Annotated in this window: 22 protein-coding genes; 7 read left to right on the top strand and 15 right to left on the bottom strand. The window is 63.8% G+C overall.

The genetic code is table 11. The features are described 5' to 3' along the window. Positions 1–5 precede the first annotated feature (5 nt). The 10 genes from nirB to C2R25_RS13685 all read right to left on the bottom strand — a co-directional run bounded on the left by nirB (position 6) and on the right by C2R25_RS13685 (position 9,820). Positions 6–2,558: a nitrite reductase large subunit NirB gene (gene nirB / locus C2R25_RS13640; RefSeq protein ID WP_199183833.1), complete on the bottom strand. Its 2,553-nt coding sequence runs from the start codon at positions 2,556–2,558 to the stop codon at positions 6–8. Positions 2,559–2,785: 227 nt separating this feature from the next. Then, positions 2,786–4,018, bottom strand: a complete 1,233-nt coding sequence (locus C2R25_RS13645) for an alginate export family protein (protein ID WP_103729735.1) — start codon at positions 4,016–4,018, stop codon at positions 2,786–2,788. Between the two features lie 76 nt (positions 4,019–4,094). Then, on the bottom strand, positions 4,095–5,360 hold the full coding sequence (locus C2R25_RS13650) for a NarK/NasA family nitrate transporter (RefSeq protein ID WP_103729736.1): 1,266 nt from the start codon (positions 5,358–5,360) through the stop codon (positions 4,095–4,097). 232 nt (positions 5,361–5,592) lie between these two features. Beyond that, positions 5,593–6,819, bottom strand: a complete 1,227-nt coding sequence (locus tag C2R25_RS13655) for a CmpA/NrtA family ABC transporter substrate-binding protein (RefSeq protein WP_103729737.1) — start codon at positions 6,817–6,819, stop codon at positions 5,593–5,595. Beyond that, positions 6,819–7,397 (bottom strand): ANTAR domain-containing response regulator, encoded by a 579-nt coding sequence (locus C2R25_RS13660; protein WP_103729738.1) that lies wholly within the window; start codon positions 7,395–7,397, stop codon positions 6,819–6,821. The genes C2R25_RS13655 and C2R25_RS13660 overlap by 1 nt, the downstream gene beginning before the upstream one ends. 154 nt (positions 7,398–7,551) lie before the next feature. Then, positions 7,552–8,001: a globin domain-containing protein gene (locus tag C2R25_RS13665; protein ID WP_103729739.1), complete on the bottom strand. Its 450-nt coding sequence runs from the start codon at positions 7,999–8,001 to the stop codon at positions 7,552–7,554. A 70-nt stretch (positions 8,002–8,071) separates the two neighbouring features. Further along, a complete protein-coding gene (locus C2R25_RS13670) occupies positions 8,072–8,365 on the bottom strand; it encodes a DUF1971 domain-containing protein (RefSeq protein WP_103729740.1) in 294 nt (97 codons plus the stop codon). After that, positions 8,362–8,745, bottom strand: a complete 384-nt coding sequence (locus tag C2R25_RS13675; RefSeq protein WP_103729741.1) for a group III truncated hemoglobin — start codon at positions 8,743–8,745, stop codon at positions 8,362–8,364. Before C2R25_RS13675 ends, C2R25_RS13670 begins: the two co-directional genes overlap by 4 nt. A 1-nt stretch (position 8,746) precedes the next feature. Continuing rightward, positions 8,747–9,103 (bottom strand): response regulator transcription factor, encoded by a 357-nt coding sequence (locus C2R25_RS13680; protein WP_103729742.1) that lies wholly within the window; start codon positions 9,101–9,103, stop codon positions 8,747–8,749. A gap of 27 nt (positions 9,104–9,130) precedes the next feature. After that, a complete protein-coding gene (locus C2R25_RS13685) occupies positions 9,131–9,820 on the bottom strand; it encodes an alternative oxidase (protein ID WP_103729743.1) in 690 nt (229 codons plus the stop codon). 125 nt (positions 9,821–9,945) lie between these two features. Here C2R25_RS13685 and C2R25_RS13690 point away from each other — a divergent pair, with 125 nt between their 5' ends. Both C2R25_RS13690 and fixJ read left to right on the top strand, forming a co-directional pair. Beyond that, positions 9,946–11,448: a sensor histidine kinase gene (locus C2R25_RS13690; RefSeq protein ID WP_233203984.1), complete on the top strand. Its 1,503-nt coding sequence runs from the start codon at positions 9,946–9,948 to the stop codon at positions 11,446–11,448. Continuing rightward, positions 11,438–12,049 (top strand): response regulator FixJ, encoded by a 612-nt coding sequence (fixJ, locus tag C2R25_RS13695; protein ID WP_103729745.1) that lies wholly within the window; start codon positions 11,438–11,440, stop codon positions 12,047–12,049. Before C2R25_RS13690 ends, fixJ begins: the two co-directional genes overlap by 11 nt. A 123-nt stretch (positions 12,050–12,172) precedes the next feature. Here fixJ and C2R25_RS13700 read toward each other — a convergent pair whose 3' ends face one another. Then, positions 12,173–12,580: a MerR family DNA-binding protein gene (locus C2R25_RS13700; protein WP_103729746.1), complete on the bottom strand. Its 408-nt coding sequence runs from the start codon at positions 12,578–12,580 to the stop codon at positions 12,173–12,175. Positions 12,581–12,652: 72 nt separating this feature from the next. On the opposite strand from C2R25_RS13700, the gene C2R25_RS13705 reads away from it, so the two are divergent. From C2R25_RS13705 to C2R25_RS13715, 3 genes are all read left to right on the top strand, one after another. After that, positions 12,653–13,408 (top strand): glutaredoxin, encoded by a 756-nt coding sequence (locus tag C2R25_RS13705; protein WP_103729747.1) that lies wholly within the window; start codon positions 12,653–12,655, stop codon positions 13,406–13,408. A 134-nt stretch (positions 13,409–13,542) separates the two neighbouring features. Beyond that, positions 13,543–14,412 carry an SDR family NAD(P)-dependent oxidoreductase gene (locus C2R25_RS13710; RefSeq protein WP_369825712.1) on the top strand — a complete coding sequence of 290 codons (870 nt, stop codon included), beginning with the start codon at positions 13,543–13,545 and terminating at the stop codon, positions 14,410–14,412. A 68-nt stretch (positions 14,413–14,480) separates the two neighbouring features. Continuing rightward, complete coding sequence (locus C2R25_RS13715; RefSeq protein WP_103729749.1) at positions 14,481–15,377, top strand: SMP-30/gluconolactonase/LRE family protein; 897 nt, start codon at positions 14,481–14,483, stop codon at positions 15,375–15,377. A 95-nt stretch (positions 15,378–15,472) separates the two neighbouring features. Here the strand turns inward: C2R25_RS13715 and C2R25_RS13720 are convergent, their stop codons facing one another. Together C2R25_RS13720 and C2R25_RS13725 are read right to left on the bottom strand one after the other, a co-directional pair. Beyond that, positions 15,473–17,536: a prolyl oligopeptidase family protein gene (locus C2R25_RS13720; protein WP_103729873.1), complete on the bottom strand. Its 2,064-nt coding sequence runs from the start codon at positions 17,534–17,536 to the stop codon at positions 15,473–15,475. 137 nt (positions 17,537–17,673) lie between these two features. Further along, on the bottom strand, positions 17,674–18,558 hold the full coding sequence (locus C2R25_RS13725) for a LytTR family DNA-binding domain-containing protein (protein ID WP_103729750.1): 885 nt from the start codon (positions 18,556–18,558) through the stop codon (positions 17,674–17,676). A 99-nt stretch (positions 18,559–18,657) separates the two neighbouring features. Between C2R25_RS13725 and C2R25_RS13730 the strand changes: the two genes are divergently transcribed. Next, positions 18,658–19,152 carry a DUF2306 domain-containing protein gene (locus tag C2R25_RS13730; protein WP_158250671.1) on the top strand — a complete coding sequence of 165 codons (495 nt, stop codon included), beginning with the start codon at positions 18,658–18,660 and terminating at the stop codon, positions 19,150–19,152. A 165-nt stretch (positions 19,153–19,317) separates the two neighbouring features. Further along, positions 19,318–21,468, top strand: coding sequence for a M3 family metallopeptidase (locus C2R25_RS13735; RefSeq protein WP_103729751.1), 2,151 nt, complete (start codon positions 19,318–19,320; stop codon positions 21,466–21,468). Between the two features lie 124 nt (positions 21,469–21,592). Here the strand turns inward: C2R25_RS13735 and C2R25_RS13740 are convergent, their stop codons facing one another. Continuing rightward, positions 21,593–22,903, bottom strand: a complete 1,311-nt coding sequence (locus C2R25_RS13740) for a cytochrome P450 (RefSeq protein ID WP_103729752.1) — start codon at positions 22,901–22,903, stop codon at positions 21,593–21,595. Positions 22,904–23,177: 274 nt separating this feature from the next. After that, the gene (locus C2R25_RS13745; RefSeq protein WP_103729753.1) at positions 23,178–23,522 is read right to left on the bottom strand and encodes a DUF2322 family protein; all 345 of its coding nucleotides are present in this window, start codon (positions 23,520–23,522) and stop codon (positions 23,178–23,180) included. Positions 23,523–23,576: the final 54 nt, after the last annotated feature.

Below are 23,576 nucleotides of genomic sequence, written 5' to 3' on the forward strand. Positions count from 1 at the left end.
TGTGTTCACTCCGCCGCTTCGAGTACCTGAGGGGTAAGGGGTGTGGGCTCGAGGTGCTGGTGCAGGTCGGCACGGTCGCCCGCAGCGCGCTGCGCCCATGGATCGTCCTGGCTGTAGCGCTGTGAGTGGTGGAACCGGTCGGCAAGCGCCTTGCGGCCCGCCTCGTCCTCGACCACGCGGGACTTCACGTAGGCGACGCCGACACGTTCGATCCACGGCGCGGTGCGTTCGAGATAGCGCGCTTCCTCACGGTAGACCTGGATGAAGGCGGCGCAGTATTCGAGGGCTTCCTCCTCGGTGTTCACCTTGCACAAGAGGTCGGTGGCGCGCACGTGAATGCCGCCATTGCCGCCGACGTGGAGTTCGTACCCGGAGTCCACGCAGACGATTCCGAAATCCTTGATCGTGGCCTCAGCGCAGTTGCGCGGGCAGCCGGAGACGGCGATCTTGAACTTGTGCGGCATCCAGCTGCCCCAGGTCATTCGCTCCGTCTTCACCCCTAGTCCGGTCGAATCCTGCGTACCGAAGCGGCACCATTCCGAACCGACGCAGGTTTTGACCGTCCGCAGCGACTTGCCGTAGGCGTGGCCGGAGACCATCCCGGCTGCGTTGAGGTCTGCCCAGACTGCGGTCAGGTCTTCCTTCCTGATGCCGAAAATGTCGAGCCGCTGGCCGCCGGTCACCTTGACCATGGGCGCGTTGTACTTCTCGACCACGTCAGCAATGGCGCGCAACTCGCGCGGGTTGGTGAGGCCGCCCCACATGCGCGGGACGACGGAGTAAGTGCCGTCCTTCTGTATGTTGGCATGCATGCGCTCGTTGACGAAGCGGCTCTGCTGGTCGTCCACGTATTCGCCCGGAAGCGCGCAGAGCAGATAGTAGTTGAGCGCCGGGCGGCAAGACGAGCATCCGTCCGGCGTCGACCAGTGCAGCTTGTGCATGACTTCCGGTATCGAGCGCATGTCCTGCGCCACGATCTCGCGGCGCACGTCGTCATGCGTGAAGCTGGTGCACTTGCACATGGTCTTGGGGCCGGATTTCACCTCCTCGCCCAGCGTCAGCGCGAGCAGGTTCTCGACGAGGCTGGTGCACTGTCCGCAGCTGGCCGAGGCCTTGCAGGTCGCGCGCACCGCATCGAGGCTGCAGGCTCCAGCCTCGATACAACTGACAACCTGTCCCTTCGAGACGCCGTTGCAGCCGCAGATTTCCGCATCTGCGGGGAGTGCCGCAACGGCGGCCTTAGGGTCCAGCGCAGCACCGCCCGAAGCAAACGCCTGGCCGAAGATGAGCAGGTCTCGGATTTCGCCGACGTTCTCGCCCTTACGGAGCAGATCGAAGTACCACCCGCCGTCTGCCGTATCACCGTAGAGCACGGCGCCGACAATGCGGTCGTTCTTCACCACCACGCGCTTGTAGACCCCGCGGGCGGCATCGCGCAGCACGATGTCCTCGCATCCATCTCCGCCGGAGAAGTCGCCTGCCGAGAACACGTCCAGCCCTGCCACCTTCAACTTCGTCGAGGTGACCGAACCGCGATAGCCCGTGTGCTGGTCGGTAAGGCCATCAGCAAGGCTGCGACACATGTCCCACAGCGGCGCGACAAGGCCGTAGACCTGTCCGTCATGCTCGACGCACTCGCCCACCGCGAAAATGGAAGGGTCGCTCGTCGCCATGTGGTCGTCAACCTTGATGCCGCGGTTGACCTCCAGTCCCGCCTCCCGCGCCAGCGCAATGGAGGGGCGGATGCCGACGGCCATGACGACAAGGCTGGCCGGAATCTCGCGACCGTCCTTGAGGCGAACGCCCTCGACCTTGCCGTCGCCGTAGATCTCGGCGGTATCGGCGCCGGTGAGGATGGTCTGGCCCCGCGCTTCCAGCGCGGACTTGAGCAGCCAGCCCGCCGCTTCGTCCAGCTGGCGCTCCATCAGCGTTGGCATCAGGTGGATCACGGTGACCTTCATGCCGCGCAGGGTCAGGCCGTGCGCCGCCTCGAGGCCCAGCAGGCCGCCGCCGATGACCACGGCCGAGCCGCCGCCGGAAGCCTTGCCGGCCTCGGCGGCCGCCAGCATTGTATCGACGTCGTTCATGTCGCGGAACGAGATGACGCCCGGCAGGTCCTTGCCGGGAACCGGAATGATGAAGGGGTCGGAGCCGGTCGCGATCAGCAGGCGATCGTAATGCATCGTGCGGCCCGAACGCGAGGTGACGGTCTTTGCCGCGCGGTCGATCGCGGTGACCGGATCGGCGGTGATGAGATCGATGCCGTTCTCGTCATACCATTCGCGCGTGTTGATGACGATCTGTTCGAAGGTCTTCTCGCCCGCCAGCACGGGCGAGAGCATGATGCGGTTGTAGTTCACGTGCGGCTCGGCGCCGAAGATCGTCACCCGGTAGCGGGCGGCGTCACGCGCCAGCAGTTCCTCGACGGCACGGCAGCCGGCCATGCCGTTGCCGACGACAACCAGATGCTCGCGCACATCGTCGCAGGGTACGACCAGCGCGTCGTCGTAGTCGGTCGCGAGGGTCTGTTGCGGTTCCATCCGGTCCTGAAAGTCCATGTTCGAAACTCCGGCTGTCATGGGAAATGGAGTTGAAAACGAGAAAAGGCCGCCATCCAGACCCCCGGTGCGAAACCGGGAATCAGGATGGCGGCCTTGCCATCATTCGGTGCCTACACGTCCCCTCAGCGGGACATTTCGGCGATGTGAGAAGGACAACACTGCCCTTTGCGCTGCAACATAAATGGAACTGGCGGGCGGCTCAAGCGATTTTCACGTCGCTTTTGTCAAATAGCCCAGTCGAGCTGCACCCAAAGCTTGTCCGTGTCGGTTGCAAGGGTTTCGGCTTCGTAGTGGGCATAGCGCAGCGCAATGGTCGTCCCGCGCACCTTCGCCGACGCCAGAAGGTCGATTTCGTTACCGTAATGCTGGCCGAACCGGTCACTCTCGAAGCGGTGCCAGGTCCCCTGCAGGCTAACGGCGGAGAACGAACCCATCTGCCCGGCGCCATATCCGCCCCCCACATACAGGTCGCGCACGCCGTCCGGCGGTGTCGTCAGGAACTTGTCTGCCCAGCCCTGGAACTTGAAGTTGGTGCCGAGTGGGGTCTGAAAGCTCGTGAAGGGCGAACCCGCCACTCGACCTTTTGCAGCGCCAAGCACTTCGTACCCCGCGCCTATCTTCCAGCCATGCACGTCAAGTGAAGCGTCGGCCAGCCAGTACCCGGCACGGTAATCACCGGGATTGCGGCCCCAGTCGGAGTGACGCGCGTAGCTCGCCTGGTAAGCAAGCTTCACGGATGTCGCCAAGACGTGCGAACCGGCAAGTCGCGCGCCATATGTCTGACTTGAGAGGCGGTAGCCCTGCACTGCCGCCTCGTCCTGATCGACGAGATAGGCGAACCCCGTCAGTGTGCCAATCGGCGTCTTCCAGCCGATATTGGCGAGGACGCTATCGCCGCCGACCGCCTGCTGGCGCCCCTCCTTACCGTCGATGCCCCAGATCGTGCGCACGCTCCAGACGTAGGAAAGGTCAAGCTTCAGGCCCTGCGCGGGCGCAATCTCCGCCCGAACGGCGTCGAAAGTCTGCGCGTTGTTGCGGAACGCGACATTGCCCACGAAGCGCTCGTCATCCAGCGCAATTTTCTGACGCCCTGCGGTCACCGTCAGATCCCGAACGCTGTACTGCAGTTGTGCGATGTAAAGCGCGATGTTCTGCGGATCGGCCACCAGCGGCCGCGACGCGGCGCCGGTCAGTCCATCGTAGTAGGTGTCCACCGCTGCGAGGCTGCCCTGGCCGATGATGCTGGCGCTGATCGCCCCGCGAGCGAGCCGGGCTCCTCCGCGAACGCGCATGGTCAGCGCATGAGCCCTTGCGACAATGTCATCCTGCTCGGCAGTCTCGTAGCGGATTCGCGCTTCCGCGATCGGTGTGACCGTGATCTCCTGCGCCCGTGCGGATGCGGCACAAGCGGCTCCTCCGATGGCCAGCGCAGCTACCGTTTTCATCATGACTGTCATTTGGGCGCGCCCTCAGCACGTAGAGGTTTGGGCCGGCGGCAGCTTCGGATGCAAGCCGCCGCCACGATCAACCAGCCTAGATCCGCGCGGCGGTTTTCCAGGTCGCACGCCAGCGGGTCTTCACCTTCGCCAGCGCGACGAGGGCAACGACTGCAAGGCAGGCGAAGATCAGAAAACCCGGCGCGAAGCTTCCCGTGAACTGCTTGGCAAGGCCGAGCGAACTGGCGAGATAGAAGCCGCCTACGCCGCCTGCCATGCCGACAAGGCCCGTCATCACGCCGATCTCGGCCTGGAAACGCTGAGGCACAAGCTGGAAAACCGACCCATTTCCAGTGCCGAGCGCCAACATGGCCACGACGAAGAGTGCGAGAGCTGACGGAAGCCCCGACGCCTGCGATACACCGATAAGTGCGATGGCGGCGACGGCGTAGACCATCATCAGCGCTTTCACGCCGCCGATCCGGTCTGCCAGCGCGCCGCCCAGCGGACGCACGAGCGATCCCGCAAAGACGCAGCCTGCTGTGCAATATCCCGCCACCACGGTGCTGAGGCCGAACTGATCGGTGAAGTAGATCGGGAGCGATGCCGCAAGGCCCACGAAACCACCGAATGTCACTGCATAGAACGCCATCAGCCACCACGCGTCAGCCTGTCTGAGAAGCGCGGCATAATCTACCAGCTTACGTGGTGCGGGCGGGTTCGGCGCGTCCTTGGCCAGCACGAGGTACAGGCAGAGCACAAGCGCCAACGGGATGCAGGCAAGGCCCAGAACGGCGTTCCAGCCGAACAGTCTAGCGAGCGTCGGGGCGAACAGCGCGGCGAAGACGGTTCCCGAATTGCCCATACCGGCCAGTCCCATCGCTTTGCCCTGGTGTTCGGGCGGGTACCACCGGCTCGCGAGCGGGAGCGCGATGGCGAAGCTTGCCCCCGCAAAGCCGAGAATCAGGCCGAGTGCCAGGGTGCCTCCGAAGCTGTCGATGCCTGTCGACCAGGCAAGGAACAGACCGAGGATGACGATGCCCTGATTTATCGCGCCTGCACGCTTTGGTCCGATGCGATCGACAAGCAGGCCGTTGACAACTCGCAGCAGCGCACCTGCCAGGGTCGGCAGCGCCACCATCAGTCCTTTTTGCGCGGGCGTCAGGCCAAGGGTTCTCGATATCTCGGGCGCCAGCGGTCCGAGGAGGACCCACACCATGAAGGCCAGGTCGAAATAAAGGAAGGCTGCGATGAGCGTCGGCGCGTGGCCGGCCTGCCAGAAGCTGACGGCAGGCTTGCTGCGAACGTCGTCTGCCGGGGAGCCGGCAGGGTCTTGGTCAGGTCGCCAGAATGCGGTGGCCATGATACGTCCCCCATGAAAAATGAAACGGGCACGAAAAAAGCCGCGGCCCGGACGTCACCCTGGTGGTGAGCCCGGTCAGCGGCTTTGCTGCGAATTCAGTGAGAATGGCGTCCCGTCCTTGGGACCGCCTGTCCAGTTACACGCGCATCATCGCGCGACCTTCATATATTCGGGTGATTCGCCGGATCTGGCAAGGTGCAAAATAGCACTCTCTTCCCCTTCCAGATCGTGTTCAGGTTTGTCCCCGTTCCGGCCTCTCGAAGCCGGCGAGGTAATCTTCGATTCGTTCAGGATCGAAGATCCGCCCGTCGAAGAACCTGTCCGGGCCCAGCATCAGGTCGCCCTTGCGCGAGCCCACGCCGAGCGGCGCCGCCACGGCGCCTTCCAGCTTCATGCTGGCGCCCGGCATCGGCAGGTCGCTGCCGGCCAGTGCGCGACGGTAGACATCCGGCCGGAACACGGCGGCCGCCCTGCCCTCCGCCTCCGCAGAGGGTTCGACCATGTTCCAGCGCACGAGCTGCGAATAGATCCACAACGCCTGACTGCGCCAGGGGAAAGGCGTTGCCTCTCGGGAGAAAAGCATGAAGTCCGGATTGGAAACCGGCGCATCGCCGGCGCGCGGAACGATGGAACCGGTCAGGCCGCGCAGGATCAGCTCGGAAGGCTGGCCGACGTAGTGTGTTTCCGCGAGCATGTCTGCCAGCGCTTCCCTGTTCTCAGGCGCATCGCACCAGAGGGCGGCCCGGGCGAGCGCGCGCAGCAGGCGGTCGGTCGTCTCCGGATTCTCCTCCAGCCATGCCTTGCGAAAGGCCAGCACCTTCTCGACGCCGCGCTGCCAGATGCGCTGGCCGATGGCCACCGCCTCCGCCGTGCCTAAATCGACAGCCGCGCTGCCCCAGGGTTCTCCTGCGATGAAGCCGTCGATCTCACCAGCCTGGATCGCTTCGACCATCAACGATGGCGGCAGGACGCGCAGGGTCACATCGCGATCAGGATCGACGCCTGCGGTGGAGAGCCAGTAGCGCAGTATCAGAGCGTGGCTGGAGAACCGGTGAACCACGCCGATGACGGGCTTGCGCCGCCACAGCCCGATCGCGGCCGCAAAGTCATGCGCCGTGCCGAGCGGGTCTGCGAGCCGCGCCACCGGATCGGGAGCCAGAGCGGCGGCGAACTCCTTCGCCATCACCAGCAGGTTGCCGTTGACGCCCAGCTTGAACGGAGCGGCCAGCGCCGCCGGCTGCTGGCTCAGGCCCAATGTTACCGCCACGGCCAGCGGAGCCAGCATATGCGCGGCCTGCACCTGTCCATACACGAGCCGGTCGCGCAGCGTTGCCCAGCTGGTCGTCCGCACGAGATCAAGCGACAGGCCCTCCTGTTCGGCAAACCCCTGCTCACGCGCTGCGGCAAGAACCGCCACGTCGTTGAGCGGCAGGAAGGCAATGCGAAGGTTGGTCGTCATCATACCCCTCCCAGCAGGTCGCTGGCTGTTATCAGCGCCTGCGCCACGTCGACGATCTTCTTGCCCTGGTTCATCGCGGTCGAGCGAAGGAGAGCGTAAGCATCCTGTTCGGACAGGCCGCGCTGGTTCATCAGGATCGATTTGGCGCGGTCGATCACCTTGCGATCGGCAAGCTGGGTTCGGGCGTCCTCTAGTTCCGCCTGCATGCGGGAGAACGCGTTGAAGCGCCGCACCGCCAGTTCCAGCACCGGCTTGACGCGTTCCTTGCGCAAGCCGTCGACGACGTAGGCCGACACTCCGGCATCGATGGCAGCGCCGATCATCGTTTCGTCGGACTGGTCCACGAACATCGCGATGGGACGGGCGAGCGCGCGGCTGACGGTGAGCATTTCCTCCAGTGTGTCGCGGCTGGGGCTGCCAAGGTCCATCAGCACGACATCGGGAGCCATGCGTTCGAGCCGGGCGACGAAGGCGCCGCGCGGCGGGACGATGTGAATGTCGTCGTAGCCGGCATCGCGCAGCCCCTCTTCGAGTACGGTCGCGCGAAGGCCGCTGTCGTCGATGATGACAATGCGCATGGGGCCCCCTCGCCGCACCCTTGCCGTAGAAAGACGTGATCGGTCAACGGCGCGCAAGAGGAGTGTTCGTCCGCCGGGATTTGTTCTCGAGTAGCTTCAGGCCGGTGTGCACGATCCGGGCCAGGCCGCGTAGCCCGCCCGGAGCCGCGTTTCGTCAGGCGGACCGCGCCTCCTGGTAGGCCTGAGCTTCCGCGGCGATGAGAATGTCCGCGAGCATCCAGTAAGCCTCGCCCCAGGCGGCAAGCACATCATCGGTCGCCACATCCTCCCCCAGCACATCGCGGATGGCCGGGAGCAGCGCCGCGGCGACCTGCGGGTAGTGCTCGGCCTTCACGCCCGTTTCCACATGGCGCGCCACCATCCGCTGTACGGCTGGTCCAAGATTCTGCAGCTTGTCGATGTTCTTGGCGTAAGCAAGGATGGCGCCGGCCAGACGCCTCGGCTGCTCGCCGCTTTCCTGCGCGGCGCGATCGAACATGGCTGCGATCTCCGGATCCTGCAGCAGGCGTGCATACATGGCGGTGGTGATGTCCACCCCATACTGCTCGATGGCGGGAGCCGTGCTCTTGACGATCTGCATGGCGGCAGGAGAGACGGTTCGCATTAGGTGCTCCTTTGTCTTTCTGAAAATGAGGCATTGAGATCGGCACCGGCTCCGGCACCGGCTCCGGCTGTCATGGGAGCCGGAGGAACTCGACGTGAAAACGCACAGGTCCGAGCGGCTCCACACGGTGAAGGATGGTGGGCTCCACCACGCCGGGCTCGGCCGACGGGGTCAGGATACGTTCCGTTGGCGTTCGCCGGTGGTCCGTGACGACATAGCGCAACGTTCCATGTTCCACACGGATCAGCCCCCAGGCACCTGCCTTCGTCGCGTGGTCCTTCCGAAGAGCATCAGGAATCGTCGTCTCGGTGAAAGTCGGCGTCCTTTGGTAGGCAGCGGCACTCGGGGGAATTCTCGCACTCATGCCGATTTCCTGTCGCGATAGAAGCTCATCCCCAGCTGCAGGCTTTCGGCGATGCGGTCCGCCTTCTCCTGAAGCATGGCGGCCATGGCCGGCTCGAAAAGTTCGCTCGTGGTCTGGCGCCAGAGATCAAGCCAGCGGCCGAACGCTTCACGGCTCATGCGGTCCTCATGGCGCACGTGGGCGATCATCGGCTGCCCCTTGTAGCGCCCGCTTGCGAGCAGCACCGATGACCAGAAATCCTGCAGCGTCGCCAGATGATGAGCCCAGTCGGTGACAGCGTCGTTGAAGATGGGTCCAAGCAGGCTGTCCTGCCTGACGCGCCCGTAGAAGGTCGGCACCAGCCGGGCGATGTCTTCTTCCCTGATGGGGCTGTGTGCCATATCAGGCGGCCTTGCTGGACGTGAGAAGAGCGTGAAGCGCGACTGGAAGTTCGTCTCCCAGCAATGGCTTTTCGATGATGGCGACATCGAAGGCCGCCGCGCGGCGCTGCAATCGTGGCGTGGGGTTGGTCGCCAGAAGGACCGCCGGCGCCTTGATCCCCTCGGCGCGAAGCTGTGCGAGGAAAGCGAGTCCATCGGCCCTGTATCGCTGGTCGATCACAAGGCATGAGGCTGCAGCGCTCAGTCCAGAGGTGCTGCCATCCTCGGCCATAAACCCCTGGAGCGTGAGCGCAAACTGCAGGGAGGACAGGACTGCCTGATCGCTCTCGAACAGCAGGATGGAATGATCCTCGTGCATGCCCTGTCCTCCCCGCCGTGCCTGCAGTCAGGCAGCCTTCTTCCAGTTGGGCAAAAGCTCCGCATGCGGCGGGCACTTGGCAATGGCGCCGACCGGCAACCCGGCCAGCTCGTTGGCGAAGCCATGGTTGACGTCGCGGTGATGCGCTTCGTCAGCGCGGACAACCAGCACCACGTCGCGCAGCGTGGCGTCTTCTGGCAGACCCCAGTAGCGGCGGGCGATCTCGGGTGCCGGAACATTCGGGCTGCGCCCCTCATCGATTTCGGCGAGGTAGTGCGTGTAGCTGATCACGGCTTCCTCCTCGAAGTAGCCGACCACGCGGTGAGCGGTCTTCGCGCTGACGAGGTAGAGGGCGAAGAAGAACAGGTAGAAGACCCACTGCACGCCGATGATCACCGCGCGTTCGAACCACGTGGGCTTGGAGACCTCGATAAAGGTCATGAGGTGCATACGCTCGTTTTCGGCCTCGTCCATGAGCGTCCTGATCCACCCCCTGTCGTCGCACATCCGACGCAGGCACGTGAGGTGGTTGATCGTCGCGCCGACCATACCGGGAACAGCGGCGACCGTTTCCAGAACCACGGCACGGTGACCATAGCGCTGTGCGAAGAAAGTGTCAGCGCACCAGCGCAGCACCTTGGTGAAGCCGAGCGCGACCTTGTCCGAAAGGCCGCCGGCCTTATGATGGACCCCAAGATCGATGAACGGTGCAGTCATTGAACGTCTCCGGTTCGCGGCACGATTGCTTGTGTGCCGCCGATGCGCCGTAGGTAGGGGATCAGAAGAGGTGCAAAAATTTGGATGATGTCCCTACCGAGCGGCCCCTAAGGGGTTTACCGGAGGTGGGGCGTGGCCGCTTCGCCAGCCGCTTCCTGCCCCGCCTGTCACTTCCGGTCGCCCTGTTTCTGGCTCTCATCGCCATTGCAGGCGGTTCCGCGGTCCGGTTGCTGTTCGCTCATGATCTTGGATCGAGAGCGACGTTCATCTTCTTCGTCCCCGGAGTCGTTGTCGCGAGTGCGCTCTCTGGCTTTCGCGCCGGCGCTCTCGCCGCGTTTGCCGGTGCGGCCGCGGGGTTGCTGTGCGATCGCCTGACGGGGCCGGTCGAAAATGGCAGTCTGATCGCTGCGGCTGCCTTCGTGGTGATCGGCCTCGCAATCGCGGTCGGCGGCGAGTGGTTCCAGAGGGCGCGCCTCGACACCGAAGCCGCGGGCGCGGAGTTGGCGAACCGGGAGGCCCACCTGCGTTCGATCCTCGACACGGTTCCTGACGCGATGGTCGTCATCGACGGAGACGGCCTGATCCGTGACTTCAGCCCCGCCGCGGAACAGATGTTCGGCTGGCGCGCCGACGAGATCGCGGGCAAGAACGTCGAAGTGCTGATGCCGGAACCTTACCGCTCCGCGCACGACGGATACCTGGAACGCTACTACCGCACGGGTGAAAGGCGCATCATCGGCCATGGCCGGATCGTGGTTGGCGAGCGGCGCGACGGCTCCACCTTTCCGATCGAGCTGGCGGTAGGCGAAGTGCAGGTGAATGGCAGCCGCTTCTTCACCGGTTTCATCCGCGACCTGACCGAGCGCCAGCATGCGGAAGCCCGGCTGCAGGAGATGCAGAACGAGCTGGTCCACATGTCCCGTCTCACTGCCCTAGGTGAAATGGCCTCGGCTCTGGCACATGAACTGAACCAGCCCCTTTCCGCGATCGCGAACTATCTGAAGGGTAGCCGGATGCTCCTTGAGCGGGAGGAGGTTGCCAACTCCCGTGTGATCGACGCTGTCGGGCGAGCGGCTGCCGAGGCCTTGCGAGCGGGCGACATCATCCGGCGCCTCCGCGACTTCGTCGCACGCGGAGAGACCGAGCGTTCCCTCGAAAGCCTGCCCAAGCTCGTGGAGGAGGCAAGCGCGCTGGCACTTGTCGGGGCGAAGGACTACGGCATACGCGTGCAATATGACTTCAGCGAGCAGGTCGACCGCGTATTGGCGGACAAGGTTCAGGTGCAGCAGGTCGTCCTCAACCTTGTTCGGAACGCGGTCGATTCGATGAGCGCTTCGAATCTGGACAAACGCGAGCTAACAGTGTGCATCGAGCCGTTCGAGGGCGAGATGGCACGTGTGACGGTGGGCGACACGGGGCCAGGCATTTCCTCCGAGGTTGCCGATCGCCTGTTTCAGCCCTTCATCACGACCAAGCGAACCGGGATGGGAGTTGGTTTGTCAATTTCGCGCACCATTGTCGAAGCCCACGGCGGCCGCATCTGGGCCGAGCCGGCGGAAGGGGGCGGTGCGTTGTTCCGCTTCACGCTGCCGCGCGTGGAAAAAGAAGGTCTCTACGATGTCCCGTGATCCCATCGTTTACGTCATTGATGACGATGAAAGCGTGCGTCACTCGCTGGAATTCCTGCTCGACGTGGCGGGTATCCGGGTCCGCTCCTTCGCTTCAGCCGATGCTTTCCTGAAATCGGCTCCCCCCCTTGCCGGTGCCTGCGTAGTCACCGATGTGAGGATGCCGGGCATGACGGGCGTGGAACTCGCAGAGGAACTGCGGCGCAGGTCGGCAGGCACGCCCGTGATCGTGGTGACCGGCCATGCCGACGTACCCCTCGCCATCCAGGCGATGAAGGCAGGAGTTGCCGATTTCATCGAAAAGCCGTTCGACGACGACGTCATGATCACCGCCATTCGCGATGCGCTTGCGAGGCACAGCGACGAGGAGACGGCAGGAGCTGAGCGGCAGGCGGTACTCGATCGTATCGACAGTCTCAGCCCCCGGGAGCGAGAGGTTATGGATGGCCTTGTCGCGGGGCAGGCGAACAAGGCGATTGCCTTCGACCTGGAGATCAGCGCGCGAACGGTCGAGGTCTATCGCGCGAACGTGATGATGAAGATGCAGGCGAGGACGCTGTCCGATCTGGTGAGGATGGTGACGATCGCGCGGCTGGGATGACGGACCGAGGGGTGGCGGCGTCCCAGTCGGACCGCGATTGCATCACCTCACTGCGGCAGCACGCAACTTCACATCTGCTCTCTCCCGATATGGGAACCCGTCAGGCGCCTGTGATTCACAATTTTAGCTGTGTTCGAATGAGGCGAGGATAGGGCACGGTCCGTCCGATCCGTCTGCGCATTCCCGGGCGAGACGACGAAGTGAAGCGCGCGCCTCCTCCAGTTCCGCGATCTTCAGGTCCAGGGCGGCGATGCGTTCGTGCGCCAGTTCGCGGGCCCGTGCCCGGTCGTCGGTGGCATCCAGAGCCAGCAGTTCGGCAATCTGCTCCAGCGTGAACCCTGCGGCCTGGCCCGAACGGATGAAGCGAAGCCGGCGCACGTCCTCCTCAGCGTAACGCCGTACACCGCCCGCATGGCCGGCGCCGCCCGGCCGGTCAGGCGTCTGCAGAAGACCGCGGCGCTGGTAGTAGCGCACGGTCTCGACGCCAACGTTCCCCGCACGCGCGAGTCCGGCGATCGTCAGTACTGCCATGTCTTGACTCCGTACCATGGTACAGACCCTATATGCGTGGCAGCACAAGGAAAACAAGGTGAAAGCTGCCGCATGATCTCGCTCGCCGACCCGCGCCGCGCCATTCTCTACCGCATGGTCATACAGACGCATGTCTGCCCCTACGGCCTCAAGGCGAAGGATCTTCTGCGCCGCCAGGGCTACGAAGTTGAGGATCACTGGCTGCAAACACGAGAAGAAACCGACGCCTTCAAGGCGGAACACGGAGTCAGAACCACGCCGCAGATCTTCATCGCAGGCGAGCGTGTGGGGGGCTACGACGACCTTCGCCGGCATTTCGGCAAGACGGTCCCGGATCCCAAGGCCACCTCCTACAAACCCGTAATTGCCCTCTTTGCCATGACTGCGCTGATGGCGCTGGCGGTAAGCTACGCCGTATACGGAACGCCATTTACCACACGCGCCGGCGAATGGTTTATCGGCTTCAGCATGGCCGTGCTCGCTCTTCTCAAACTCCAGAACGTCGAGAGCTTCGCTACCATGTTTCTCAACTACGACCTGCTGGCACGGCGCTGGGTGCCCTACTCCTACGTCTATCCCTTTGCCGAAGGATTGGCCGGCGTGCTGATGATAGCAGGCGTGTTGACCTGGCTTTCCGTGCCAACGGCGCTGTTCATCGGAACCGTGGGCGCCGTGTCCGTTTTCAAGGCGGTCTACCTGGACCGCAGGGAACTGAAATGCGCCTGCGTCGGCGGGTCCAGCAATGTGCCGCTGGGATTCGTGTCGCTCACCGAGAACCTGATGATGATCGCCATGGCGGTCTGGATGGGCCTGTCTGCGGCTGTTTGATCGGAAGCGGTGGGCCGTTCGCGGCCACGATATGTCATTGACGCTTGCGCGGTGTCCCCCCTCCCGTTTGACCCGTGCTTCGCTCCCGCTAACATGATCACGAATTTACGCGATCACATATGAGAGGGCGGGAAGTGGGAGCTATCGCAATCGTGACGGGCGCCAGCCGGGGCGCCGGTCGGGGAATAGCCGTGGCTCTGGGGTCCCACGGCTGCACGGTCTATGTGACAGGACGTTCGGAAAACGAAGGCGACGCGGAAGTTCCCGGCACCATCCACGCGACGGCTCGCGAAGTAACGGAAGCCGGCGGGCAAGGCATCGCCGTTCGCTGCGACTCCTCGGACGACGACCAGATCAGGGCGCTGATCGAGCGGGTGATCGCGGAGCAAGGACGGATCGACATTCTCGTCAACAACGCCGCTTGGCAGGGCACTGCCCTCACCGCGCACTCCGGCCAGTTCTGGGAAAAGGCACTCGAAGTGGCCGACATGATCACGGTCGGGGCACGCAGCGGCTTCGTCACCGCGTGGTACGCCGCGCCACATATGGTCCGGCAGGACAAGGGGCTGATCCTCTTCACGTCCTCCCCGGGTTCGATGCACTACTGCATGGGTCCCAGCTACGGCGCTCACAAGGCCGCGGTGGACAAGATGGCATTCGACATGGGTACGGATTTTGCAGATGCCGGTGCCAACGTGGCCTGCACCTCCGTCTGGATGGGCGCCCTCACGACCGAGCGCATGGCCGGCATGCTCGAAGCGAGGCCAGAGTTGCGCCGGCAATTGGAAGGCACGTTGGAATCCGCCGGCTATACCGGCCATCTGGCATGGGCCATGTTCAACGATCCCGCCATGGTGGCCCGGTTCAACGGCAAGACGGTGATCGGAGCGGAGGTCGGCCGGGACTACGGCATCACGGATATCGGCGGGAAGTACCCCCCGTCCGTCCGCGCTGGCACCGGAGCGTCGCCGCCGCAGTATGCCTCCTACAAAGTGAAAATGTAAGCCGTAGAACCCGAGGGCGCGATGCCCCGCGGGCCTGATGAGCACAACCGATCGGGGGAGAGACGACGATGGCGCACGGCGAAGCTGCCACGATAGAAACCATCGCGACCGGGCTATATCTTGAAGGTCTGGCGATTGATCACCGGCGTGACATCATCTGGTACAGCGATGTCATCGGCGGGGGCGTTCACGGCGTGAAGCCCGACGGGACCAGCGTCACGTCCTTCAACACTGACCGAAAATGGACGGGCGGCGTTCTGGTGAACGCGGATGGGGCGGTGCTTTCGACGGGCGAAGGTGGGATCATGTGGAACGATCCCGACACGGGAAGGTCAGGCTGGCTGTTGCAGCAGATCGATGGCAAGCCCATCAACGGCGTGAACGAGTTGGCGCCCGATGGTGCAGGCGGCATGTTTTTCGGCACCATCGATATTGAGATGGTCATCGCCGGGAAGGCGACGGGCCCCACCCGGATCTACCGCCTGACTGCCGAGCGCGAGGTGATCCTGCTTGCCGATATCGGCTTCAGCAATGGCATCATGTTCGATTCCGGGCGAAACCGCTTCTACTGCAACGACACCTTTCGGGGCACCTGGGCATTCGACGTGAGCGCGGACCTTTTGCTTTCAAATCGCCGGCTCGTCCTTGAGAAGGAGGACGCAGACGGCATGGCGCTCGACGTTGACGGCAATGTCTGGATCACGGGCTTCCGCTCAAGCGCCTTTACCCGTCTCACTTCCGGCGGGAGTGAGCTTGCGCCTTACCCGGGATCTGCCGGCTCGATCACCCAGCTTCGTTTCGGCGGCGAAGACATGCGCGATATGTATTTCAATGTAGTTCCGGCGGACGGCGGTGACACGCTCAAGGAAGGGGGAGAGATCTCCGCGCGGCACTCCTTCCTTCTTCGTGGGCGATCGGACGTTCCCGGAATGAAGTTGCCACCTACGCGGTTCAAGCTGGGGTAAACAGGCCGGCAGCGTCGATCAACCTGCCCGACTGCTTCATGAAGAGAATTCAGGCGATCCCCAGCCCTGCAGGGCAAGGCTGGGGAATATCCCGATCAATCTTCCAGCTTGCGCGCGAGGTAAGTCATCCACAAGGCGCTGGTCTTGGCCGACTGCTTGATGTCGGCGCCCGATCCGTGCCCCCCTTCGGTGTTCTCGTAGTAGTAGAACGGCAGGCCAAGATCCTCCATGCGCGCGGCGAACTTACGCGCGTGCTGGGGGCCGGTACGATCGTCGCGCGTGGTGGTGAAGATGTACGGCTCCGGGTATTTTCCGCCCTTTTTGAGGGCATGGTAAGGAGAATTCTTCAGCCAGAAAGCACGCGCCTCAGGATCGGCATAGACATCGCCATACTCACCCTGCCAGCTCGCGCCGGCGGCGATCTTGCTGATGCGGATCATATCGAGCAGCGGCACCTGGATCACCACCGCATTGTACAGCTCAGGAAACTGAGTCATCTGCACACCCATCAGCAGCCCGCCGTTGGAACCGCCCACGATGCCCAGCTTCTTCGGCGTAGTGACCTTGCGCGCGATCATGTCCCGCGCAACGCTGGCGAAGTCGTCATAAGCGATCTGGCGCTTGGTCTTGAGGGCTGCCTGATGCCAGTCAGGGCCGAACTCGCCACCACCGCGGATGTTGGCCACCGCGTATGCGCCGCCCCGCTCCAGCCACAGCTTTCCGGTAGTGCCCGAGTAGGAGGGCGTGGAGCTTACCTGAAAGCCACCGTACGCGTTGAGGAGGACAGGCGTGGAGCCATTGAGCGGCATGTCCTTGCGATGGACAAGGAAGTACGGAACCATCGTTCCATCGGTGGACTTCGCTTCGAACTGGTCAACCACCAGGTTGCTGGCGTCGAAGCGCGCCGGCAGGCTCTTGATCGGCTCGGCGGAAGCGGATGCGGCATCTACGAGATAGAGGCTGCTCGGGGTCGTGAAGCCTTCGGCCGCCGCAAAGACCAAGTTGCTGCGGGTGTCCGCCGAACCGAAGCCGAGCGCCAGCTTGTCCGGAAGCGGCAGCTTCGTGGCTTTCCAGGTACCATCTTCGGTCGGCTCCAGCGAAAGCAGACTGCCGTTCACGTTGTCGAGGATCGAGAGCAGCAGGCGGTCACGGCTGGTCGAAACCCCCTCCAGCGCCTGTCGCGCACCCGGCTTCCAGGCCAGCCGCGCCCTGATCGCATCAGGGTGAGCGATCACGTCGTCGAGAGGCGCCGTTGCGACAGCGCCGGAAGCCAAGTCCCCCCAGGCTTCATCGAGGCTGAACACAACCTGGCCTGCCACCAGCCCGGCAACGGAAACCTTCTGCGGTATCTTTAGTTCACGCGGCTTGCCGTCCTTGCCCAGAACAAGCGTGCGCGAATGGAAAAAGTCGAGCGCCTGCACGATAAGCGTGAGTGACCGGCCCTGACCATCATGCAGCACGGACGGCGCAGTGGCGACGTCGCTCTTCTGGCCACGATAAAGCTCGACCGCTTCGGACAGTGGGCGTCCACGGGTGACACGCTTCACCACGTAAGCGTAGCCGGAAGCGGTTACATCGCCAGGCGTCCATTCGGTTGCTAGCAACAGATGATCGGCGTCCTCCCAGGCCACTCCCTGCTTGGCGCGCGGTATGCGGAAGCCCCCTTCCACGAACGTCCGGGAGACAAGGTCGAATTCACGCAGTTCGACGGCATCTTCGCCGCCGTTCGAAAGCGAGATGAGGCACCGGCGCTGCTCGGGCTCGAGGCAGCTGGCGCCCTTGAAGACCCAGCTCTTCCCTTCCGCCTTGCCGAGTGCGTCGATATCCAGCACCGTTTCCCACTTCGGCTCCGCGCTGCGATAGTCCGCCAGCGTCGTGCGGCGCCAGATGCCCCTCAGGTGCTGCTCATCCTGCCAGAAGTTGTAGATCTGGCCGTTCAGGAAGCGCGGTGCCGGGATGCGGTCCTTCGCACCCATGATGGCAAGGGCTTCGTTGTAGAAGCGCTGATACCGGGGGTCCGCCTGCAGGCGCTGTTCGGTGGTGGCGTTGTGCGACTTCACCCACTCCATGGAGCGTGCGCTGTCGAGATCTTCCAGCCAGATCAACGAGTCTGCGGGATCGCGCGGGTCGGCGGGTGCGGGTGTTGCAGCGTAAGACATGGAGGTGGAACTCAGAAGGACAAGAGTGGTGGCCAGGGCAAATCGCAATGTCTTGTACAAGGAAGATTTCCTTTGAGATGGAATACCCTAACACTAACGTCGCAAACGCATGAGGCAAGATCCTGCGGGGCATCCCCTCAGGCGAGCGCAGGCAGGGCCTGGAGCCACCCCTTCGCGCGCAGTTCCGCCACCGCAGAGCGGGCAACGGGCACTTCCCGCCCATCCGACAACCTTAGACGCACGTTACGACCTTCTCGGATAACGAGAGTGACGGCAGCGGTGGCGACCCACCAACTGCGGTGCACCCGCTCACCCTGGCCTGCAAGCTGCGTCACGGCATCGCGCATACGCATGAGCAGGAGGACGTTGCCCAAGGTGGTATAGACCCTGACATAATGATCCTCGTTCCTCAGGCAAATCACCTCCGTACCCAGGTGGGGTGGGAGAAGCTTATTGAACTCGGCCGGGCTGCCTGCTTCGATCGTCAGGCTGTTCACCGGACGGGATGGGTCTCCGTCTTTGTCCAGCGGCTGAAGCAGCGATGCCGCCCCGCCCGGCATGTCCGGTGAGCAAACACCCTTCGCTGCAGGCTGCTCCTTGCAAGCCAGCAATTGCACCACCGTCACCGTCGCACCCACGATCAGGACCTGAATGTAGATCAACGCGAGTTGGTCGATCGTCATCTCCCTCCAGTGCACGCCGCCGAACACGAGTGCGGCGGCAACACTAGTCGGCACCGCGCCGAGCAGGCAGGCAACCGCGAGCGCTGCAGACTGCGAGAGCCCTGTGCGATCGGCCAGAGCCTGCCCGGCCCAAATGACTGGGCGGAAGAATGCGTATCCAGTCAGCAGAAGAAGCGCCCAATGAAGGAACCTGGACATCAGCGGTGCCGCGTAGGAGCTGAACGGTCCAAGTGCGGTCATGGCCAGGATTATTCCGGAGAGCACGAGCATCTCCCGGCGCCATCGGGGCACACCCTGCGGGCGGCCGTCCAGTTCACGCTTCGCGAATGGCACCGGCATCACCGTCCTGCCCCACCCGCGAATGCCGCGGTGCCAGACACGAAGCGGCGCTGGCGGTTGCCCGCATACGCCCTAGCGTGCGGCAAGAAGGAGACATTCATGAACATACTTGCACGCTCCAGGATCGCGGGGCCAGATTACGACCGGAGGATCGTCATTGCAGGTGCGATCGCCGGGGGCGCCATACTGCTGGCCCTAATACAAGGCCTTGCAGGCGGAGCCGCAGGAAGGTCAAGTGGCAGCGGCTTCTGGCTGACGCTGCACCTGCTCTCCGTGATCCCCGCCTTGCCGGTGGGTGCCTACGTCCTGCTGCGCCGCAAGGGAGACAAGGCCCATCGCACGGCGGGACGGATCTGGGGGGGCCTGATGATGGTGGCGGCGCTCTCCAGTTTCGGCCTGCCTGGCGGCCTCGGCCTTATCCATGGGCTGTCCGTGCTGGTGTTGGTGATGATCCCACGCGGCATCCTGCAAGCCCGGCGGGGGGACATTGCGGCGCATCGCCGCACGATGTCGCTCACTTACCTGTCTCTTGCGGTGGCCGGCATGTTCACGCTGCTGCCCGGCCGCCTGCTGGGCTCATGGCTCTTCGGATGACCCGCCGCACTGCGATCTGCGAGAGGTCAGAGCCTTGCAAGTCCCTCTGATTTCGCACCGCAAAGCTTGCGTCTGACAAGCATCTGCGCTTGAAGCCATGGCATCGACCACTTCGGCGGTGTGCTCGCGTCCGCAGCACGTCCGCCGGATCAGGAGAACCACTCGATGAAGACCCGCCTCATGGCCGCTGCCGCACCACTCGTCCTCGGCGCCGGCCTGCTTGGAGGAATTCCCGTGACAGCTTTTGCCAAGGATGCCGCTACGGCAACCGTTGCGACATATTCCGGCCCCTTCGCCAAGCCCAGCACCCTGGATCTCCAGGCGCCTGACTTCACCGCTTACAAGGATACCGACTGGCAGCCCGCGATCGAAGCGGGAATTGCGGCCAAGCGCCAGGAGATCCGCGCGATCACTCTCGCCCGTTCCGCGCCCACGTTCGAGAACACCATCGTTGCCATTGAGCGGTCAGGCGACCTGCTGGGCCGTGTGTACAGCGTCTTCGGCCAGCTGACCTCCGCCAACACCAACGACACGCTCGACGCGGTGGATACGGCGGTCAGCCCGCTGATTAGCGCCCTCAACGACGACATCTACCTCGACGAACGGCTTTTCGCCCGCGTCAAGGCCGTCCACGACAGCCCGCAGGGCAAGGCGCTGACGGGCGAAGACGCCATGCTCCTGCAGACGACCTACGACAAGTTCGTTCACCGCGGCGCCCTGCTGTCTTCCGCGCAGAAGACCGAGCTCAAGGCGATGAACCTGGAGATCGCCAAGCTTGAGACCGCCTTCTCGCAGAAGCTGACAACGGCCACCGCAGCCAAGGCGCCCGTTTTCGACACTGCAGCAGAGCTGGCGGGCCTTTCGCAGGCAGAGATCGCCGCCGCCGCCGCCCTCGCCACCGAGAAGGGCCACCCCGGCAAGTTCATGCTGGCGCTCAACAACACCACTCAGCAAGCGGCCCTGAGCAGTCTGACGAACCGAACCAGCCGCAAACGGTTGTGGGATGCCAGCGTCAACCGCACCTCGGGCGGGGACGCCTATGACACGACGGCGATGGTCACGCAGATAGCGACCTTGCGCGCGCGCAAGGCGAAGCTGGTCGGCGCACCCGACTTTGCGACGTACCAGATGTACGACCGCATGGTGAAAACGCCCGGTCAGGCGATGGAGTTCATGAAGGGCTTCGTTCCTGCCCTGCGCGCCACGCAGGACCGTGAGGCGAAGCTGCTGGCCGACGCAGCGAAGGCGGAAGGACAGAGCGAGCCGCTCGCGCCCTGGGACTGGGCCTACTATGCGGAGAAGGTGCGCAAGGCGCGCTACAATCTCGACGAGAACCAGATCAAGCCCTACTTCGAAGTGTGGCGCACGCTGGAGGACGGCGTGTTCTTCGCCGCAAACAAGACCTATGGCCTGACCTTCAAGCGGCGTGCCGATCTGCCGGTCTATCACCCCACGATGCGCGCCTATGAAGTGCACGAGGCGGACGGCACACTGCTGGGCCTGTTCTACTTCGACCCGTTCGCCCGCTCGAACAAGCGCGGCGGTGCCTGGATGAACAACTTCGTCGAGCAGTCCTACCTGCACGGCACGAAGCCCGTCATCACCAACACCTTGAACATCGCTCCTCCCGCCGAGGGCCAGCCCGCGCTTGCCAGCTTCGACGATGTGATGACCATGTTCCACGAGTTCGGGCATGCCCTGCATGGCCTGTTCGCAAGCCAGAAGTACCCTTCGCTCTCCGGCACCAGCACAGCGCGCGACTTCGTGGAGTTCCCCAGCCAGTTCAACGAGAACTTCGGGACGCTGCCGGTCGTGCTGAACAGCTACGCCAAGCACTACCAGACGGGCGCGGTCATTCCCGCCGACCTGGTGACGAAGATCAAGGCGGCTTCCACGTTCAACCAGGGCCTGGGGCTGGGCGAGACCCTGTCGGCAGCGATGCTGGACATCGACTGGCACCAACTCACGCCGGAACAGGCCGCGCAGGCGCCCATGGCGTTCGAGGCCAAGGCTCTCGCGGCGTCCGGCCTCGCCACCGATCTCATCCCGCCCCGCTACCGCACTCCGTACTTCCGCCATATCTGGGACAACGGCTATGCGGCCGGGTACTACTCATACATCTGGACCGAGATGCTCGCGCATGACGGTTGGGACTGGGTCGAGAAGAACGGCGGCATGACGCGCGCGAACGGCGAACATATCCGCAAGACCTTCCTCGGCCAGGGCCATACGAAGGACTTCGGAGAGATGTTCCGCGACTTCACGGGCCACGATCCACAGGTGGAGCCGATGCTGAAGGCTCGCGGCTTGAAGTAAGGCGTCACTGCCCCCGGACGTTCAAGTTCCGGGGGCAGTGCTCCTCACCTGATCAGGGGCACAAGAGCCGGCAGGATCCAGGCAGAGAGTCCGTCCCTGAAACGTCACCCACTACAAGCACCCGTCAGGCCTCGGCGGCGGAAGCGATCCTGGCTCCAAGTTTCTCGGCGGGAGTCAACTTGAGGTGCATCTCCGCAAGTCCGCGGATGATGAAGCTCGGTTCGTAGACGAGGTCGGCGACTCCATTTGGATGCCGTGCCGGGTCAAGTTCGATCCTCGAGGTGTACTCGAGGAATTTCTCCAGGATCACCCGAACCTCCACACGCGCGAGCGGCGCGCCGGCGCAGACGTGCTTGCCGCGTCCGAAGCCCACATGTTCGACGATCCTCCTGCGGCCAAGAATGAGGTCGTTCGGGTTCTCCCAGCGACGGGCATCCCGGTTCGCGGCTGAAAGAGCCACAAGCACCTTTGTACCTGCTGGGATCTTCACACCGCCGACCTGCGTATCCTTTCGGGCAAGCCGCGCCGTCTGCTTCGTCGATCCCTCGATACGCAGCACCTCTTCAAGGAACGCCGGGATCATCCCGGGGTCGTCGCGCAGCTGATCCTGCAATTCCGGACGGCCGACGAGATACTTCATCGCATTGCCCAGCAGCTTCGCACTGGTGTCCTGTCCTGCGCCGAACATGAACATACCAAGCAGCACCAGGTCATGCACTTCCGGCTTCGTCCCGTCCGGATAAGTCGCCTCCGCAAGTTCGGTGAGGATATCCGGCCTCGGGTTTGCACGGCGTTCGGCGATGTAGCCGTAGAAGTAGCGCCCCATGACGGCAAAGGGATGGTTCTCTCCCTCCATGGGATTGCTGCCGTCCAGGCTCCCCGGCGGCGGTGCGGCGGCAATCGCGTCCATGAACACCTGCCGGTCTTCTACCGGCACGCCCAGCAGGTCCGCCACGACCACCGTCACGAACGGCGTGGCAATCTTGCCGATGAGTTCGACGCCTCCGGCAGCCACGGCTTCCCGGACCATCCGATCCGAGTACTCCGCGATGAAGGCCTCGCTGGCCTTGAGCCGGGACGGTGTAAAGAGCGTGTTGATGAGCGCGCGCAACCGGGTATGGGCATCGTCATCGAGATTGACGACCTGGTCACCGCCCGCGAACTGCGCGCGATGCTGCTCGATCTGCTGCGTTATGTCCGATCCGTGAGGCGTGAACGGCAGCGGAGCGGCGGCCCCCTGAAGCCCGATCACGGCGGAGAAGGCGTCATGGTTCTTCAGAACTTCCAGCGTCTCATCGAAGCCGGTGACGATGAAGTAATCCTTGCCGGGCGGCTGGAATACCGGGCCATGCTCCCGCAAGGCGTCGAAGAAGGCGTAGGGCTCCTTCAAGATCGCGTAGTCTGTGAAATAATCCCGCTCCGCCAGCCTCTGCATCCTCGATCTCCCGTTCCGCATGTCGCGGAGCACCGCGCGTGCCCGCGGTGCCCTCCTGCTGCGTGCGTTGCCCGTGCAGAGAAGCAACCCTGCACTTATGCAACACGGTGTATCGTATCACCTGGGAACTGCCGGTCAACGGCAAAGGGACGGCCCATGGCATCGGCCGCCTGTTGGCCGATGCCATTCTTTTCACGGCGCCGAGCCGGTACAACATTTCATCGACTGCACGCGCCCCTGCCGCACGACGCGCCAAAGCTAAGTCGGGGAGAATTCAGATGTCGGTTGAAATCACCTCGATGCGTAACACAGGGCCGCCGGTTGCGGTGGCAAGCAGCAAATCGATGTTCGGATGAGCGCCGGGCCGATTGCGCGCATCCTGCGTGTGTTCTCCGAAGACGAGAAGGCCATGTTCGGCCGCGTTTGCGTCCAGACGGCCGAACGCTTGCCGAAGGTACTGGTAGACGGCGAGCGAGCCTTGCTTGCCCGGCTTGTTTTCGATGCTGGCGACCGCAGAACCCGCATCGTCCACCAGATCGATGCGCTGCACGCCCTCGATCGACGGCATCTGCAGAAGGTTGTCCTTGAACGAGGGAGCGGTTTGGATCCTGGGCAGCATCTTCGTAGTTTTCCCCGATGTGAACTTCGGGGGCGCTCATACACCTTCGGCTCC

The organism is Novosphingobium sp. HII-3 (assembly GCF_002916655.1).
Classification (GTDB): Bacteria; Pseudomonadota; Alphaproteobacteria; order Sphingomonadales; family Sphingomonadaceae; genus Novosphingobium; species Novosphingobium panipatense.

Bases quoted from the DNA above. Each gene is read 5' to 3' on its own strand.
- C2R25_RS13670 (WP_103729740.1), bottom strand. From the start codon at position 8,365: ATGAGTGCGAGAATTCCCCCGAGTGCCGCTGCCTACCAAAGGACGCCG.
- C2R25_RS13660 (WP_103729738.1), bottom strand. From the start codon at position 7,397: ATGCGCATTGTCATCATCGACGACAGCGGCCTTCGCGCGACCGTACTC.
- C2R25_RS13700 (WP_103729746.1), bottom strand. From the start codon at position 12,580: ATGGCAGTACTGACGATCGCCGGACTCGCGCGTGCGGGGAACGTTGGC.
- C2R25_RS13655 (WP_103729737.1), bottom strand. From the start codon at position 6,819: ATGACGACCAACCTTCGCATTGCCTTCCTGCCGCTCAACGACGTGGCG.
- C2R25_RS13650 (WP_103729736.1), bottom strand. From the start codon at position 5,360: ATGGCCACCGCATTCTGGCGACCTGACCAAGACCCTGCCGGCTCCCCG.
- C2R25_RS13735 (WP_103729751.1), top strand. From the start codon at position 19,318: ATGAAGACCCGCCTCATGGCCGCTGCCGCACCACTCGTCCTCGGCGCC.
- C2R25_RS13665 (WP_103729739.1), bottom strand. From the start codon at position 8,001: ATGCGAACCGTCTCTCCTGCCGCCATGCAGATCGTCAAGAGCACGGCT.
- C2R25_RS13675 (WP_103729741.1), bottom strand. From the start codon at position 8,745: ATGGCACACAGCCCCATCAGGGAAGAAGACATCGCCCGGCTGGTGCCG.
- C2R25_RS13645 (WP_103729735.1), bottom strand. From the start codon at position 4,018: ATGACAGTCATGATGAAAACGGTAGCTGCGCTGGCCATCGGAGGAGCC.
- nirB (WP_199183833.1), bottom strand. From the start codon at position 2,558: ATGGACTTTCAGGACCGGATGGAACCGCAACAGACCCTCGCGACCGAC.
- C2R25_RS13680 (WP_103729742.1), bottom strand. From the start codon at position 9,103: ATGCACGAGGATCATTCCATCCTGCTGTTCGAGAGCGATCAGGCAGTC.
- C2R25_RS13730 (WP_158250671.1), top strand. From the start codon at position 18,658: ATGAACATACTTGCACGCTCCAGGATCGCGGGGCCAGATTACGACCGG.
- C2R25_RS13725 (WP_103729750.1), bottom strand. From the start codon at position 18,558: ATGCCGGTGCCATTCGCGAAGCGTGAACTGGACGGCCGCCCGCAGGGT.
- C2R25_RS13715 (WP_103729749.1), top strand. From the start codon at position 14,481: ATGGCGCACGGCGAAGCTGCCACGATAGAAACCATCGCGACCGGGCTA.
- C2R25_RS13705 (WP_103729747.1), top strand. From the start codon at position 12,653: ATGATCTCGCTCGCCGACCCGCGCCGCGCCATTCTCTACCGCATGGTC.
- C2R25_RS13745 (WP_103729753.1), bottom strand. From the start codon at position 23,522: ATGCTGCCCAGGATCCAAACCGCTCCCTCGTTCAAGGACAACCTTCTG.
- fixJ (WP_103729745.1), top strand. From the start codon at position 11,438: ATGTCCCGTGATCCCATCGTTTACGTCATTGATGACGATGAAAGCGTG.
- C2R25_RS13720 (WP_103729873.1), bottom strand. From the start codon at position 17,536: ATGTCTTACGCTGCAACACCCGCACCCGCCGACCCGCGCGATCCCGCA.
- C2R25_RS13740 (WP_103729752.1), bottom strand. From the start codon at position 22,903: ATGCAGAGGCTGGCGGAGCGGGATTATTTCACAGACTACGCGATCTTG.
- C2R25_RS13685 (WP_103729743.1), bottom strand. From the start codon at position 9,820: ATGACTGCACCGTTCATCGATCTTGGGGTCCATCATAAGGCCGGCGGC.